Source organism: Streptomyces shinuiensis (assembly GCF_043660855.1).
Lineage (GTDB): Bacteria > Actinomycetota > Actinomycetes > Streptomycetales > Streptomycetaceae > Streptomyces.
Genome location: NZ_JBIHML010000001.1, coordinates 4,416,797 through 4,433,508 on the forward strand (window position 1 = coordinate 4,416,797; position 16,712 = coordinate 4,433,508).

At 74.4% G+C, this 16,712-nt stretch carries 9 protein-coding genes and 1 pseudogene; 1 reads left to right on the forward strand and 9 read right to left on the reverse strand.

Going from position 1 to position 16,712, the window contains the following annotated elements; genetic code table 11:
* Window positions 1-114: 114 nt before the first annotated feature.
* On the forward strand, window positions 115-5,508 hold the full coding sequence (gene pulA / locus ACGRHY_RS20050; RefSeq protein ID WP_394636700.1) for a pullulanase-type alpha-1,6-glucosidase: 5,394 nt from the start codon (window positions 115-117) through the stop codon (window positions 5,506-5,508).
* Window positions 5,509-5,641: 133 nt separating this feature from the next.
* On the opposite strand, the gene ACGRHY_RS20055 is transcribed toward pulA, so the two are convergent.
* The 9 genes and pseudogenes from ACGRHY_RS20055 to ACGRHY_RS20095 all read right to left on the reverse strand — a co-directional run bounded on the left by ACGRHY_RS20055 (window position 5,642) and on the right by ACGRHY_RS20095 (window position 16,642).
* On the reverse strand, window positions 5,642-6,484 hold the full coding sequence (locus ACGRHY_RS20055) for a DUF4253 domain-containing protein (RefSeq protein WP_394636701.1): 843 nt from the start codon (window positions 6,482-6,484) through the stop codon (window positions 5,642-5,644).
* A gap of 10 nt (window positions 6,485-6,494) precedes the next feature.
* Window positions 6,495-7,190: a TetR/AcrR family transcriptional regulator gene (locus ACGRHY_RS20060; protein ID WP_394636702.1), complete on the reverse strand. Its 696-nt coding sequence runs from the start codon at window positions 7,188-7,190 to the stop codon at window positions 6,495-6,497.
* 139 nt (window positions 7,191-7,329) lie between these two features.
* Window positions 7,330-10,515 (reverse strand): alpha-N-acetylglucosaminidase, encoded by a 3,186-nt coding sequence (locus ACGRHY_RS20065; RefSeq protein WP_394636703.1) that lies wholly within the window; start codon window positions 10,513-10,515, stop codon window positions 7,330-7,332.
* 205 nt (window positions 10,516-10,720) lie between these two features.
* Entirely contained in the window at window positions 10,721-11,764 is a 1,044-nt protein-coding gene (locus tag ACGRHY_RS20070; protein ID WP_394636704.1) for a phosphatidylinositol-specific phospholipase C domain-containing protein, read from the reverse strand.
* 164 nt (window positions 11,765-11,928) lie between these two features.
* Window positions 11,929-12,989, reverse strand: a pseudogene (locus tag ACGRHY_RS20075) (alkaline phosphatase PhoX).
* 235 nt (window positions 12,990-13,224) lie between these two features.
* Window positions 13,225-13,668: a subtilase-type protease inhibitor gene (locus ACGRHY_RS20080; protein ID WP_394636705.1), complete on the reverse strand. Its 444-nt coding sequence runs from the start codon at window positions 13,666-13,668 to the stop codon at window positions 13,225-13,227.
* Window positions 13,669-14,014: 346 nt separating this feature from the next.
* Window positions 14,015-15,658 (reverse strand): phytoene desaturase family protein, encoded by a 1,644-nt coding sequence (locus tag ACGRHY_RS20085; RefSeq protein WP_394636706.1) that lies wholly within the window; start codon window positions 15,656-15,658, stop codon window positions 14,015-14,017.
* A 55-nt stretch (window positions 15,659-15,713) separates the two neighbouring features.
* Window positions 15,714-16,178, reverse strand: a complete 465-nt coding sequence (locus tag ACGRHY_RS20090; protein ID WP_394636707.1) for a hypothetical protein — start codon at window positions 16,176-16,178, stop codon at window positions 15,714-15,716.
* Window positions 16,175-16,642, reverse strand: coding sequence for an SRPBCC family protein (locus tag ACGRHY_RS20095; RefSeq protein WP_394636708.1), 468 nt, complete (start codon window positions 16,640-16,642; stop codon window positions 16,175-16,177). Before ACGRHY_RS20095 ends, ACGRHY_RS20090 begins: the two co-directional genes overlap by 4 nt.
* Window positions 16,643-16,712: the final 70 nt, after the last annotated feature.

Here is a 16,712-nt window from a genome sequence, read left to right on the forward strand (position 1 = left end):
CGGAAACCGGCCGCCCGGCTCCTGCTCCTCCCCCGCCGCAGGGCCGGGCGGCCCCGGGCCTCCCCGAAGGCCCACGCACCACGCACCGATCACAGCACCCTAGGAGAGCGACCCGTGACAGGTCCCCTGGCGCGCAGAGGAGCGGCCGCGAGCATCGCGGCCGCGCTCCTGGCGACGCTCATCACCGCGGCGGCCCCCGCCAAGGCCGCACCACCGCCGCCGTCCGACGCGAAACTGGCCGCCGAGCCCACCCGGCACGACCTGACGCGGGAGCAGTTCTACTTCGTCCTGCCCGACCGCTTCGCCGACGGAGACCGCTCCAACAACCGCGGCGGGCTGAAGGGCGACCGCCTGACCACGGGCTACGACCCCACCCACAAGGGCTTCTACCAGGGCGGCGACCTCAAGGGCCTGACGAAGAAGCTCGACTACATCAAGGGCCTGGGCACCACCGCCATCTGGATGGCCCCCATCTTCAAGAACAAGCCGGTCCAGGGCGAGGGGGAGAACACCTCCGCCGGCTACCACGGCTACTGGATCACCGACTTCACCCAGGTCGACCCGCACTTCGGCACCAACGACGACCTGCGGAAGCTGATCGACGCCGCCCACGACAAGGGCATGAAGGTCTTCTTCGACGTCATCACCAACCACACCGCCGACGTGGTGAACTACGAGGAGAAGTCCTACTCCTACCTGTCCAAGGGCGCCTTCCCCTACCTCACCAAGGACGGCAGGCCCTTCGACGACTCCGACTACGCCGACCGCACCGCCGGGGGGAAGTTCCCGGAGACCGACCGGGACTCCTTCCCGCGCACCCCGACGGTCCCGGCCGCCGAGAAGGACGTGAAGGTCCCCGGCTGGCTCAACGACCCGGAGATGTACCACAACCGGGGCGACTCCACCTTCGCCGGCGAGAGCTCGCGGTACGGCGACTTCTACGGCCTGGACGACCTGTGGACCGAGCGTCCCGAGGTCGTCGAGGGCATGAAGAAGATCTACCAGCGGTGGGTGAAGGACTTCCGGATCGACGGCTTCCGCATCGACACGGTCAAGCACGTCAACATGGAGTTCTGGACCCAGTGGGCCACCGCCCTGGACGCCTACGCCGCGAAGAAGGGCCGCGACGACTTCTTCATGTTCGGCGAGGTCTACTCCTCCGACCCCGCCCAGATGGCCCCCTACGTCACCCGGGGCAAGCTGGACGCCACCCTCGACTTCGGCTTCCAGGAGGCGGCCCGCTCCTACGCCTCCCAGGGCGGACCGGCGGCCAGGCTGTCGGACCTGTTCGCCCAGGACTACCGCTACACCACCGGCCGCTCCAACGCGTACGAGCAGGTCACCTTCACCGGCAACCACGACATGGGCCGCATCGGCGCCTTCCTGCGCCAGGACAACCCCGGCGCCGACGACGCCGAACTGCTCAGCCGTGCGGAGCTCGCCAACGAGCTGATGTTCCTCAGCCGCGGCAATCCGGTGATCTACTACGGTGACGAGCAGGGCTTCACCGGCGCCGGCGGCGACCAGGACGCCCGCCAGACCCTCTTCGCCTCCAAGGTGCCCTCCTACCTGGACGAGGAGGAGAACGACCGGATCGGCACCGACGGCACCCATGCCGAGGACGCCTACGACACCTCCCACCCCCTCTACCGCTCCATCGCCGCCCTGTCGAAGCTGACCCGCGAGCACCCCGCCCTGCGCGACGGCGTCCAGACCGAGCGGTACGCGCACAGCGGTGACGGCCCCGGCGTGTACGCCTTCACCCGCACCGACGCCGAGCAGCGCACCGAGTACCTCGTCGCCGCCAACAACGGCGAGAAGGCCCGCACGGTCGAGATCCCCACCGGCTCGCCGGACACCGCGTTCCGCCAGGTCCACGGCGGCGACGCCACCGTGCGCACCGGCTCGGAAGCGAAGCTGACCGTCACCGTCCCGGCCCTGTCCACCGCGGTGTTCAAGGCGGCGAAGCCGCTGCCCGCCCCCGCCGCCGCGCCCACCGTCGAGCTGAAGGCCCCCGCGGCGGGCGCCACCGGCACCGTCGAGATCACCGCGAACGTCGACGGCGGCGGGCTGAACCGCGTCGTCTTCGCCGCCCGGACCGGCGACGGCAAGTGGCACACCCTCGGCACCGCCGACCACGCCCCCTACAGGGTCACCCAGTACATCGGCCGGGACGTGAAGGCCGGAACGCCGCTGCGCTACAAGGCCGTCGTGGTCGACGCCAGGGGCCGCACCGCGTCCGACACCGCCTCCTCGGCCGCCGGCCAGGCCCCGCCGCCGGAGAAGCCCTCGGCCGTCGAGCGGGACTGGGCCGTCGTCCACTACCAGCGTGCCGACGGCGACTACGACGGCTGGAAGCTGGTCGCCGGAGACCGCACCGCCGACTTCACCGGCCGTGACGCCTACGGCGCCTTCGCCTGGGTCAAGCCGGCCGACGGCGAGGGCAAGGTGTCCTTCACCGTCACCAGGGACGGCGTGAACGACGGACCCGAGCGCACCGTCGACCTGGCGAGGACCGGCGAGGTGTGGGTCGAGCAGGGCAGCGACGAGACGCTCTCCGAGCGGCCCGAGGGCGTCTATCCGCCGCAGGACGGGAAGAAGGCCGTACTGCACTACCACCGCGCCGACGGCGACTACGACGGCTGGGGCCTGCACACCTGGACCGGCGCCGCCGAGCCCACCGACTGGTCCAAGCCGCTGATGCCGGTGAAGGAGGACGCCTTCGGCGCCACCTTCGAGGTGCCGCTCGCCGAGGGCGCGACCTCGCTGAGCTACATCATCCACAAGGGCGACACCAAGGACGAGAACGCCGACCAGTCGCTGGACTTCGCCACCCACGGCCGCGAGGTCTGGAAGCTGTCCGCCACCCCCGGCTACCTGCTGCCCACCACCGGCAGCGCGCCCGACCTGGACCTGGGCAGGGCCGAGGCCCAGTGGATCGACCGGGACACCGTCGCCTGGAAGGTCAAGGCCACCGACGCCACCAGCCAGCAGCTCGCCCACGACACCCGCGGCACCATCGCGGTCGAGGACGGCGCCCTGACCCACGAGGGCCGCTGGCTGCGGCTGAACCCCGTGCCCGGCGGGCTGACCGACGCGCAGAAGGAGAAGTACCCGCACCTGAAGGACCACCAGGCCTTCCGCATCGACCCCCGAGACCGCGACCGGGTGCGCACCGCCCTGCGCGGCCAGATCGTCGCCACCCAGCGCAACACCGAGGGCGCGCTGCTGGCGGCGACCGGGGTGCAGATCCCCGGCGTGCTGGACGACCTCTACGGCACGAAGGCGGCCGAGGCCGACCTCGGCCCGGTATTCGACCGCAAGGGACGCCCCACCCTGTCGGTGTGGGCGCCGACCGCGCAAAAGGTCTCCCTCGAACTGGACGGCCGCACCGTGCGGATGCGCCGCGACGACGCCACCGGCGTGTGGAGCGCGCGCGGCAACCGGAGCTGGACGGGCAAGCCGTACCGCTACCACGTGACGGTCTGGGCGCCCTCGGCGGGCAAGCTGGTCACCAACAAGGTCACCGACCCCTACTCCACCGCCCTGACCACCGACTCGGGCAAGAGCCTGGTCGTCGACCTGTCCGACCCGAAGCTGGCTCCCAGGGGCTGGAAGGGGCTGGACAAGCCCGACCCGACGCCGCTGCGCGACGCGCAGATCCAGGAGCTGCACATCCGCGACTTCTCCGTCGCCGACCCCACGGTGAGCGAGAGGCACCGCGGCGGCTACCTGGCCTTCACCGAGACTTCCGCGGACGGCATGAAGCACCTGCGGAAGCTGGCGGACGCGGGCACCTCGTACGTCCACCTGCTGCCCTCGTACGACATCGCCTCCATCCCCGAGCGCGCCGCCGACCGGGCCGAACCCGCCTGCGACCTGGCGGCCCTGCCCGCCGACTCCGCGAAGCAGCAGGAGTGCATCGGGAAGATCCGCGACAAGGACGCCTACAACTGGGGCTACGACCCGCTGCACTACACCGTGCCCGAGGGTTCGTACGCCACCGACGCCGAGGGCACCACCCGCACCGTCGAGTACCGGAAGATGGTCAAGAGCCTCAACGAGGCCGGGGTACGGGTCGTGCTCGACGTGGTCTACAACCACACCATGGCCGCCGGGCAGGACGACAAGTCCGTCCTGGACCGCATCGTGCCCGGCTACTACCACCGCCTGCTGGAGGACGGCACGGTGGCCACCTCCACCTGCTGCGCCAACACCGCGCCCGAGCACACCATGATGGGCAAGCTCACGGTCGACTCCGTCGTCACCTGGGCCAGGCAGTACAAGGTGGACGGCTTCCGCTTCGACCTGATGGGCCACCACCCCAAGGCCAACATCCTGGCCGTCCGCGAGGCGCTGGACGCCCTGACGCCGAAGAAGGACGGGGTCGACGGCAAGAGCATCATCCTCTACGGCGAGGGCTGGAACTTCGGCGAGGTCGCCGACGACGCCCGCTTCGTCCAGGCCACGCAGAAGAACATGGCCGGTACCGGCATCGCCACCTTCTCCGACCGGGCCCGCGACGCGGTGCGCGGCGGCGGCCCCTTCGACGCCGACCCCGGCGTCCAGGGCTTCGCCAGCGGCCTGTACACCGACCCCAACTCCTCGGACGCCAACGGCAGCCGGGCCGAGCAGAAGGAGCGGCTGCTGCACTACCAGGACCTGATCAAGGTCGGGCTGTCCGGCAACCTCGCCGGCTACACCTTCACCGACACCTCCGGGAAGCGGGTCACCGGCTCGCAGGTCGACTACAACGGTTCACCGGCCGGATACGCCGGCGCCCCCGGCGAGGCACTGGCCTACGCCGACGCCCACGACAACGAGACCCTCTACGACGCCCTGGCGTTCAAGCTGCCCGAGGACACCCCGGCCGCCGACCGGGCCCGTATGCAGGTGATCGCCATGGCCACCGCCGCCCTCTCCCAGGGGCCGGCCCTCAGCCAGGCGGGCAGCGATCTGCTGCGCTCGAAGTCGCTGGACCGCAACTCCTACAACTCCGGCGACTGGTACAACGCCATCCACTGGAACTGCGAGGCCGGCAACGGCTTCGGCCGCGGTCTGCCCCCCGCCTGGGACAACGAGGACAAGTGGCCGTACGCCGAGCCGCTGCTGACCCTGGCCGACCTCTCCCCGTCCTGCGGGGAGATCGAGGGCGCCTCCGCCGCCTACCGCGACCTGCTGGAGATCCGCTCCACCGAGAAGGTCTTCAGCCAGTCCACGGCGGCCGGGGTCCAGCGGGCGCTGTCCTTCCCGCTGTCGGGGAAGGAGGAGACCCCGGGTGTGATCACCATGCGCGCGGCGGACGGCGACCGCGATCTGGTGGTCGTCTTCAACGCCACCCCCGAGCGGCAGAGGCAGACCGTCTCCTCGCTCGCCGGCGCCTCCTACGGCCTGCACCCGGTGCAGGCGAAGGGCTCCGACGCGGTGGTCAGGAGCGCCGCCTTCGACAGCGGCGAGGGCGCCTTCACGGTGCCGCCGCGCACGGTGGCGGTGTTCGCCGCGCGGTGACCCGCGCGGGGTAGAGGAAGGGAAACGCTTCGGGGCGGGGCCGGTGGAGACGGCACCGCCCCGAAGCGCGTGCCCCGTCCCGCTCGCCCGCCCTGCCTCCCCGCCCCGCTTCCCGCTGCCGTCGCGATCCGGCTCAGTCCCACCAGAACGACCACAGACTCCGGCCGGTCAGCCACTTGTCCGCGTAGCGCGAGACCGATCCGGCGCCCTGCCGCACCACCGAGGGGCAGAACGCGTAGTGCTCGGCCGCCACCGGCAGGGCCTGGGCCGCGGTGCGGGGCGGGTCCGGCACCGACAGGTGCAGCACGTCCGGCTCCAGCGCCACCACCCGTGTGCCGAAACGCTCCTCCCAGGAGCGCAGCACAGCGCCGTACCCCTCGAACTCCTCGCCGGACGCCAGAGTGCCCGCCCAGCCGATCGCGGCGGGTATGTCCGCGCTCCGTGCCGCCGGGACCAGGGCCACCCGCGGGCGGCGCAGGGTGCCGTGAGCGACCAGCGCACGGGCCGCCCCGGCCGCCGCCGCGTCCGGGTCGCCGCCCGCGCGGAAGGGGCGCGCGAGCTCGGGCGGGCGTCTGCCGTACGGCCGCAGCGCCGGTATCTCCCCGGCTCCGCGGCCGCCCGGCTCCCGCGCGGCGTGCCGCTTCCACCAGGCAGCCAGCACACCGGCGGCCCCGGTACCGGCCGCGGCGCCCGCCCCGCCCCCGTCATGCGGCGGGGGCAGCAGATCGTCCTCCACAGCGGTGCCGCGGACGTGCGCGCCCAGCAGCACGGGCCACAGCCCGGTGGTGTCCCGCACCGGGAGCATCCGCTCCCAGCCGTCCGGCGCGGCGGGTTCGTCGGCGCGCCACAGCAGCGGCTCGGGCAGCCCGCCGAGCACCGTCCGGCCGACCAGCGTGCCCGGCGGCAGCGCCGCCGAGGCCACGAGGGAGCGCAGGCGCGGTGCTCTGGTGCCCGGCCCAGGGGTCGCATGAGTCACGGCATCGAAACTACCCGCCGTCGGCCTTCCCGGGAACGAGTGCCAGCAGCCTGGTCACCAGCTCCGCGAACGGGCCGTCGGCGGGCTCCTGTTCCACGACGCGGCGGAGCACCCCGGCCGTCTCCTCGTCGAACGCGGCCGTCACCGCGGCCAGCGCCAGCAGATCGTGGACGAGCTGCCGTTCCAGCTCCTGGCGAGGTATCGAGCGGTCGGCCAGCCAGCTGAGCGCCGTGGTCTCGGCGACACCGACCCAGGTGCGGATCACCAGGGACATGCGGGGCCCGGGGTCGGTGAGCTCCAGATGGGCCAGGAGCTGGTCGTAGGCGGTCTGCCGCACCTCCTCGACCACGGCCTCGCTGCGCACCGAACCGCCGCGCAGCAGCGTCGAGAAGCCCGGCGCGTGCTCCTCGGCGAAGTCGAAGTAACGCCCCATCACCAGCAGCAGCCGCAGACTGAACGGGCCCTCGTGCGGTACGTGGAAACGGGTGGACAGCTCGTCGGCCGCCCGCCGTACCGCCGCCTCGTAGAGGCTGTACTTGCCCGGGAAGTAGTGGTAGACCAGCGGCCTCGATATCCCCGCCGCTGTGGCGATGTCGTCTATGGAGACGTCCTCGGGAGGACGGTCGCTGAATAACCTCAGTGCGACGTCTATCAGTTGCTGCCGACGCTTCTCGACACCCATCCTGCGGCGTACCCCGGTGGTCATGGGAACACCCTAGCGAGCGCCGCACGCCTCCGGCCGCCATCCGCGTGCGGAGGCGGCCGGAGGAGGGGCGGAAGGCGGCCGGAGAGGGCCGGCGGGGGCCGGCGGGGGCGCTCGGCCCGGGGTCTCCGGCCGCCCGGTGTCAGGCGGTCCGCCACCCGGAGAACTCCACCGTGCCCGCCGTGCCGCCCGCCGCGGTCATGCCCAGCCCGGCGTCCTGCCGTCCGGCCGCGCCCGGCACCCGCACCGTCGCCACCGTGCGCCAGCTCGCGCCGCCGTCGTCGGACAGCTCGCCGGTGTACTCGGCGCCCGCGCGCCGCAGCCGCAGCAGCACCGGGGCCTTCACCCCGGTGATCCGGCGGTAGGAGTCCAGTGTGCCGCCGCCGCTGGAGTCGTACGACAGCACCACCCCGTTGGCCGGGGTCACCGACAGGTTGACGAAGCCCGGTGAGCCGGCCCGCGACAGGCCGTCGCGGACGATGATCCCCGCCCTCGCCCACGGCCCGGTCTCCGCCTGGGAGTCGACCCGCACCGTCACCGAGCCCCGCTCGCCGAGCCCGCCCGGCCGGTACACGGCGCCGAACTCCGCGGTGCCCTTCCACAGGTCCGCGCCCCCGCCGTGCACGGCGTACCGCTCACCGAGCCGGCCGAAGACCGCCTCGTTGGTGGAGACCGTGCGCAGCCCCGCCGGCAGCGGCCCGGCCAGGAACAGCGAGCCGCCGCGGACCGCGCGCACCCGGCGCCCGCCCTCGGGCCCGTACCGCGCCGCCAGGCCGTACGACAGCTCCCTCAGCGGCGCGGTCAGCGGCCGGTCGGGTGCGGTCACCCGCCAGCGGGCCCGGGTCCGGCCGCCGGGCGGCACGCGGTCCGCGGTGGTGGGGTCCAGCGGCACCGCCTGCAGGCCGGTGGAGCCGGTGGACAGGGCGAACTCGACCGGGCCCGCGGCCCGCAGCCCGTTGGTGTTGGTGAAGGACGCGGTCAGCAGCCCGCGCCCGCCCGGTTCCAGCGCCCCCGGTTCCAGCGCGGCCTCCAGCCGCCCCTGGTAGGGCGCGCGGGCGAGACTGTCGCGCACGCGCAGCGCGGTGGCGTACGGATCGCCCGACGGTCGCAGCGGATATTCCCGGCACTCCCGCGTCCAGGGCTCCTCGACCGCGTACCAGTCGATCGGCGCGGGCCGCCGGCCCGAGGCCAGCGCGGCGTCCAGCTCGTCCAGCAGCAGCCGCCAGCGCGGCAGGTGGAAGTCGCCCGTCAGCCCGTGCCAGTCGCGGTTGGCGTAGTCGTGCAGTTTTCCGGCGTCCGAGGTGTCCCGGTCGCCCCACACCGTCAGCAAGGCCCTGGCGGTGCGCTCCAGCTCCGCCTCCTCCCCGGGGGAGGAGGCCATGCGGCGGGCGGCGTCCGTCCACGGGCCCAGCAGGAACGTCCGGTGGGTTGCGGCCAGTTCGTCGGTGAGCGTCATCAGCCGCAGCCACAGCGCCGACAGCTCCCGGAAGGCCCTCAGGTCGCCGCCCTCGTAGGCGGTGCGCAGCTGGGGCAGCAGCACCCGGCTCCGGTTGGCCAGGGCCTGCCGGGCGACGTCCACCAGGTCGTGACGGTAGGCGTCGCCGCCGCGCAGGGCGGGGGCCGCCTCCAGCAGCCCGTCCAGGGCGGCGTCGAAGCGTGCCGGGTCGTAGGTCAGCTCCGTGGGGCCGTACTGCCCGGCCCGGGTGGCGGCCAGATCGGGGCGGGCGGCGAAGAGGCTGTCGTGGGCGAAGCCGTAGAGCCCGGCGTGGTGCCGGTAGGCGGTGTCGTGCAGCGCCCGCCAGGCGTCCCGCGCCCGCGGGTCGGCGCCGCCGTAGCGGTATCCGGCGTACCGGGCGAACCAGCCGGGCAGATCCACCGGGGCGTCGCGCCAGGCCAGTTCGGAGAAGAAGTCGAAGGCGGCCGGGTCGCGGTCGGCGGCCTCCGGCAGGTACGCGGTGCCCGCCAGGGCGCTGCCGGGCTTGTCGCGCCAGGCGTGGAAGCGCTCGTTCCACACATGGGTCTTCGCCCCCAGCGTCGTGCGCCCGCCGAAGTTGGGGATCGCGCCGAAGCAGTAGGGGGTCCCGTTCCAGTCGGCCTCGCGGTCGTGGACGGTCTCGGTGCGCTCGGAGAGGCCGTCGACGATGAGCATCCGGCTCTTGTCCACGGCGTCCACCAGCTCGCGCCGCGGGTTGTCCTGCCACCCCAGGATCACCCACACCGCCTCCGGGTGGGCCCCGCGCAGTGCCCTCTCCACCCCGCGCGCGGCGTCGGCCACCGGCACGTCCCCGGCGCTCCCGCCCTCGTGCAGCAGGTCCATCTTGAAGTGCGACGCGCTGCCGAACATCTCCCGCTGGTGCCGGTAGAAGGCGGCGGCGACGTCGGCGAAGACGGAGGTGCGCGGGTCGAGCCAGTCGGGCCGGGCGAAGCCGTGCCAGGTGCCCTGCGCGACGGTGCGGGCGCCGGGGACTCGCCCGGCGAAGTCCCTGGGCACCGAGCCGTAGTAGCCGGGCAGTACCGGGTGCATGCCCAGCTCCCGCAGCCGGGCGGTGATGCGCCGGCCCAGCTCCACGCGCCGCCCGATCAGCTCCGGGCTCATCGGGCCGCCGTAGCCGCTGAGGTTCTGCAGGTGCCACCAGGGCTGGTGGGAGGGGGCGGGCAGCCAGCGGCGGGCCTCGGCGTCGGAGTAGCCGAAGTCCCGCAGCAGCCGGTGGTAGACGGCCTCCTGTCCGGCGATGACCATCACCTGGTTGCAGCCGTGCAGGGCGAGCACGTCGATCAGCCGCTCCCAGTGGGGCCAGTCGGCGTACGGGTGGGTGTAGCCGTCGTTGGTGTCGTTGAGCGCGAAGCGGTTGGGCAGCGCGGTGGAGCGCTCCAGGGGGCGCTCGGGCGCGGGCAGGGTGTCGGGCAGGCCGAGTTCGCGCCCGGCCCAGGAGATGTGCGCGGAGCAGACCTCCTTGAGGTACCAGTGGACCCCGGTGAGCAGGACGGCCGGGCTGGTGCCGGACACCTCCACCCGCCCGGCCGCGCCCGCGACCCGGAACCGCTCGGTGCCGTCCGGCGCGTCCAGCGCGGCCAGCCGGAACTGCGCGGCGTGGTCCGGCAGCAGGCGGCGCAGCGCCGCGGCGGCGGGCTCGGCCGGGAAGGGCGGCACGGCCGCCGCCGCCCAGCCACCGCCCACCGTCAGGCCCGGGCCGACCGCGGCGGCGAGGGACGCCGCCACCGTCCCGGCGCCCAGCACCGTGCGCCGGGTGAGCCCTCCGCCGCCCGTGCCCTCCACCGCCTGCGCCACCTCGGCCGCTTCCGGCCGCCCCTGAGCCAACAGTTTCATGGAACACCTTTCGGAGAAGGGAATCCGCCCTCGCCCGCCCTCGCCGCCGCGGCCTCCAAAGCCGTACGCCTGGGGCAGCCGTACCAGGACGCCGCGCGGCGGAAACGGTTCCCGGGCGAGGACGACACGCACGGTGACCGCCCCTCGCCGCACCGGGCGGTCCCGGACTCCCGCCGGGGCCGCCCGGTGCGGCGGCCAAACCCCGTCAGCCGCGCGGCAGTACGGTGGACAGCACGGACGGCAGCCGGGTCCAGTCGGAGGTGACCACGCTCGCCCGTTCGGCCGCCAGCAGCGCCACCCGGTCGCGCGCCTGATCCTCCGTCGGGCCGGTGGGGCTGATGGCGGGGGCGACGGCGTGGGCGTCGGTCATGACCAGCAGGTAGCCGTGCCGGGAGTACCAGGCGGTGTCGATGCCGCCGGAGACGTAGGCCGAGGCGTCGCCGTCGAAGACCACGAACCAGGGGCGCAGCGAGGTGTCCGCGTAGCGGGTGCGCGGGTCCCCGGCCGCGGCGCGGTGCACGGCGGGGAAGGCGGTGGCCTCGCCCAGCCGCCCGGCGGCGGCCAGGCCGCGCAGGTGGGCGGCGTACTCGCGGTCGGTCCACAGGGTGTCGAAGGGGTTGGACTCCTCGACGGTGCCGGGGATGAGGTGGATCAGGAACTTCCCCGCCAGCGCGTTTCGGGCGGGCCAGCCCCCGCTCCGTGCGGCGTCGTCGAGGGTGGCGTGGCCGGCGGCGAGGTCGCCGGGCCGGTAGAGCGCGTCGCCCAGCTCCCGGGACACCAGGGCGTCGAACTGCGCGGGCCCGCGGCCGCGGTCGCCGGCGAAGCCGTCCTTCATCTCGATCTTGATCAGGACCGGCCGGTGTCCGGGGTTGGCGTCGTGCCAGGCCCGCATGTCGGCCAGGCAGCCGGCCAGGCTCTGGTTGCGGGGTCTGGAGCGCAGTTCGGCGGGGGAGGAGGCGTTCTCGCAGTTGTTGTCGTCGACCAGCGGGCCGTCGTGGGCCACACGCCAGCCGCCCGAGTACTTGGCCCACACGTCCAGCTCCAGCAGCGAGGCGCCGGAGTCCAGGGCGTCGGCGAAGTAGGTGTACTTGTCCTTCTCGTAGGCGTTGTGCACTCCGACGGAGGTGGTGCCGGAGTACGGCAGCGCGCCGGTGTCCGCCGCTCCGGCCGGCACAGCCGCCACGAGCACCGTACCGATCCCGGCCGCCGCCACCGCCGTCGCCAGCCGGTCTCTCCACTGCTGTGCCATCTGCGCCGCCTTCCGTACGTGGGGGGTGGGTCAAATCGCGGTCACAGTAGGGGAGTTGAGCCGACCGGGGGAGGGGGTGCACATGGCTCGCGGGCGAACGGCGGGCGTACGGCCGTCCCGCGCCCCGCAGGCCGGCGGGGCGCGGGGGGCGCGGACGGGCGCGGTCAGCGCCGGAAGGGGCCGGACACCTCGAACGTCATGCCGCCCAGCCCGGCCGGATCGCCCGGGGTGCCGCGCTGGGAGGAGAGGTACAGCCGGGAGCCGTCCGGGGAGAAGGCCGGACCGGTGATCTCGGAGTCGCCGTGGCCGTCGAGCCGGATCACCGGGGCCACCGCGCCCTCGGGCGTGATCACGTTGGTCTCCATGTTGCCGCCGTCCTCCGCCACGTACAGGTCGCCGCCGGGGGTGCCGGTGATGTTGTCGACCCCGTCCAGCAGGTCCCGTCCGCGTAGTGACAGCCCTCGCCGCCGTCGAAATGGCGGGCGGCACCGACCTGGTGGCGTGTCTGCCGGCCGAACAGCGGCGCGGACGGGTCCGGGACCTCGCGCCACTCCACACCGCCGCCGGCCGACTCGCACAGCACGTCCAGCCGTCCGCGCGACAGGTCGCCCCAGACCTCGGGGACGTAGCGGTAGAAGCAGCCGTCCGACTCGTCCTCGGTCAGGTAGACCACGCGCCGGTCCGGGTCGCACGCGGCGGCCTCGTGCTTGAAGCGGCCCATCGCCCTGTGCACGACCGCCTCGCGCCGCCCGTACGGGTCGGTCTCGAAGACCCGGCCGCGCCAGGTCTCCTCGCACGACAGCCAGGTCCGCCACGGGGTCGCCCCGCCCGCGCAGTTGAGGCTGGTGCCCTCCAGGACGCGGTACGCCCGGTCGACCGAGCCGTCGGGGCGGAAGCGGATCGCCGAGGCGCCGCCGACCAGGGGGACCTCGGAGTTGGAGACGTAGATCCAGCCTCCCCCGTCGTCCGGGTAGCAGGCGCCGCCGTCGGGCGCCGGGTGCCACAGGATCCCGCCGACCGGCAGGCTGGAGCGGGCCACGATCCGGCTGCGGAAACCCTCCGGCAGCGCCACCCCGTTGGCGTCGGGCGCCCGCAGCGGTCCGTACGGGCCGGTCCCCGCGGCGGACGTGGCGGCCGCGGTGGCGGCGCCCTGCCACAGGGCGCCGGAGAAGGCGACGGCCCCCGCGCCGGCGGAGGCGGTCCTCAGGAAGGTGCGTCGCTGCATACGGACTCCTGGCGTGTGAGGGAACGTGTGAGGAGCGTGTACACGTCGCCATCGCGCGCCGTCGGCGTCGGGCGAAGGGAGCCGGGGGAGAAGGTCCGGTGAACAGCCGTTCGCGCGGGTGTGATCCGCTGTGACCCGCCGACGGGGCGGCGGCCGCGCCGCACGCACGCCGGCCCCCGGGCGCCCGCAGCACCCGGGGGCCGGTGGCCGTGGTCGCGGCCTCGCCGCGTCGGCGTCAGAAGGAGAAGACCGGGCCCGTGGCGCCCTCCATGACGCAGGAGTTGGCGAAGGTGCGCTCGTAGGAGACCTCGCTGCCCTCCCAGACGCCCTTGGCCGTGATCGTGACCGGGTCCCAGATCATCGGGCAGATCCGGTCGGTGCCGGCCTCGACCAGCGCGCCGACCTCGCCGTCCACCGAGCGCAGCGCGGCGCAGGCCCGCCCCGGGGCCGGGTGGGTGCCCCCGGGGCCCGGCGGGCAGGTGAGCACGGCGCTCCGCCGCTCGGGGGCCGTCGCCGGATCCTCGCCCTCGGCGACGGTGAGCACCAGGACCGAGGGCCCGGACGGCCTGTCGGCCCCGGAGGGGCCCGCGGGGGCGGCGGTCGCGGTGGCCGCGGACCCCGCCAGGCAGGCCGCGGTCAGCGCGGCGCCCAGGCACAGGCCCTTGGTGGCGTACCGCATGTCGAACACTCCTCGGGTCTATCGGGAACAGGTTCCGGACGAACGGCTTGCCGAAGTTCATATCGGGACACATGCGGGCGATCGAATCCGGTCACCTGCCGCCGCACCGCGCTCCGCGGCGCGGCATCCGCCCTGGCCGCAGGCGTGCCGGCGGCTCCGGCCAGGGGTCAGGGGCCGGGCGGAGGCCGGGCGGGGGGCATATGACGCCCCGATGACGTGCGGATCCTCGTCCCGACGTCACCCGCCTCGCCTCCGACTCGGCCGGAAGGCGACGTTCCCGGGCGCCGGGCGGACTGTTCGCGCGCCGGGATCCCGGGCCTCGCCCCGGGCCGTGTTCCGGGAAGCGTCAGCCGAGACGGCCCCGCGTACGCATGGCCGCGCGCTGGGCGGCGGCCTGGGCCGGGCCCGCGACGTAGTGGGCCAGGGGGCGGGCGGCGGCCAGGGCCGCGCGGGCCGCGTTGGAGCCGCAGGCGCCGTGGACGCCGCCGCCCGGATGGGCGGACGCGGAGGCGAGGTAGAGGCCGCGCACCGGGGTGGCGGGACGGCCGGTACCGGGGACGGGCCGGAAGAGGAGCTGCTGGTGGACGGCCGCGGTCCCGCCGTTCAGCGCCCCGCCGACCAGGCTCTCGTCGCGCGCCTGGAGGTCCGGCGGGGCCATGACGCGGCGCTCCTTGACCAGTTCCCGGAAGCCCGGGGCGCGGCGCTCCACCTCCTCCTCCATCCGGTCGGCCATGGCCTCCCGCTCGCCCGGCCCCCAGCGCCCCGTGATGCCGTCGCCGCCCGCGTCGCCGCGCACCCGCTGGGGCAGGTGGGTGTAGGCCCAGGCCGACTCGGTGCCCCTCGGGGAGCGGGTGGGGTCGGCGGTGGTCATCTGGCCCAGCAGGCAGAACGGCCGGTCCGGCACCAGACCGGTGGCCAGTTGGGCGCTGTGGCGGGTGAGGTGGTCCATGCCGTCGGCCAGATGGACGGTGCCCGCGCCGGCGGCCCCGGGGGCGGACCAGGGGATGGGCCCGGACAGCGCCCAGTCCACCTTGAACGTCGAGGTGTCCCACTGGAAGCGGCGGATGTCGTCCTGGAGCCGCGGGGGCAGGTGCTCCCAGTCGACCAGCCCGCCGTACAGCGACGGGGCGGGGACGTCGGCCAGGACCGCCCGCCGCGCCCGTACGGCGTCGCCGCCGGCGGTCCGCACGCCGAGCGCGCGCCCGCCGCGGACCACCACCCGCACCACCCGGGCGTCGCAGCGCACCGTCCCGCCCCGCGACCGCAGCCGGCCCACCAGGGCCGCGGTGAGCGAGCCGGCGCCGCCGACGGGCACCGGCCAGCCGTACTGCTGGCCCAGCATCGCCAGCAGCCAGCCGTAGACCGCGCCGGCGGTGGACTCCGGGAAGAGGTCGGTGTGCAGAGCGCACCCCGCCAGCAGCATCGGCCCGCCCTGGCCGCCGAACTCCTCCTCGCCCAGACGCCGCACCGGCAGCAGCAGCGTGCGCAGCAGGCGCAGCCCCCCGGCCGCGCGCAGCCGGGCCAGCATCGACAGCGCGGGGCGCACCGGCGGGAAGGGGTTGAGGAGCGCGTCGAGGAGATCCGGGCCGAGCCTGTCCCACAGGCGCGTCAGCCGCAGGTACGCCTCCCCGTCGCCGGGCGCGAAGGCCTCCAGGCCCGCGGCGGTGTCCTCCCGTTCCCGGTGCAGTACGGGGCAGCGACCGTCGGGCAGCGGATGGGCGAGGACGGACGGGGCGTGGCTCCACCCGAGGCCCCAGCGCTCCAGCTCCAGGGAGCGGATGACGGGCGAGGCCGCGGCCAGCGGGTGGAAGGAACTGAACAGGTCGCTGACGTAGTCGGGGTGGACGCCGCGGTCGCTGCGCACCGCGCCGCCGGGCTCGGGCTGGGACTCCAGGACCAGCACCCGCCAGCCCGCGTCGGCCAGCAGGTTCGCGGCCACCAGCCCGTTGGGGCCGGCTCCGACCACGACGGCGTCGTAGGCCTCGGACATCTGCGGGCAGCCTCCTGTCGGACGGCGGGTGTACGGGAGCGGGGCGGTGCGGCGGTCAGGCCCCGGGCGGGGTGGTGTCGGGGCGGGCGGTGTGGGCGGAATGGCCGTGGGTGCGCCGGGCCTCCTTCATCTCCGCCTCGTACAGGTGCTTCAGGCCATCCGTCAGCCGGTCGCGCACCCGCTCCTCGAGCCGCGCGAACGGCTTGTAGTAGTGCGAGTCGTAGCCCTCGACGATCTGGAACGTCCAGTGGCCCGGGATCACGTTGCGGCCCAGGACCTCGGTCTCCAGCAGCTCCGCCTCCTCGGCGTGCCCGGCCTCGCGCAGCAGTTCCACCGCCTCGCCCAGCAGCAGGTCGGAGCGGCCGGTCATCTGGTGGAAGGAGTACAGGTGGCCGCGCGCCCGCTCGGTCGCCTCCAGCGCCTCGGTGACCTTGCCGACGGCCTCGACCGTGGCGTCGTCCACGCCCGGCGGGCGGCGGTGCGCCCGGTCGGGCCGGTCCTCGGTGTGTCCGTCCGTCACGTGTGCCTCCCCGCTTCCCGGTCCGCCCCGCTCCGCCCGGACTCCACCACTTTCCGCAGGCGCGACAGCATCAGCCGGTGCCGCAGCTGGAGCACCGCGTCCAGGGGCGCGGTGTGCAGCTGGGCCACCGCGCCGCGCAGGGGATGCTCGTCCATGGTGATCAGCGAGCCCTCGCCCCACGGCTTCACCGAGACGGCGATGCGGGCCGTGCCCAGCCGCCCCGCCGACGCCTCCAGCTCCAGGAGCCCGGGCGGCTCACAGACGCGCACGATCGTATGACCGCGCTCGGTCAGCGGGCCCACGCCGATCGTGTAGCGCAGGGTCGTGCCCACCTCGGGCCAGCGGCCCTCCGACTCATGGGTCTCCCGGGTGCCCACGACCCATTTCTGGTACTGCTCGGCGTCGCCGAGGACGCTCCACACCCTCTCGGACTTCCTGTTCACCCACACATGTCGCACTGCCATGCGAGGCCGGGTACCCGCTTTCGCGCGGAGCACCGCCGGGGTGAGGCGGCCGCCCCCCTTACGGACGAGC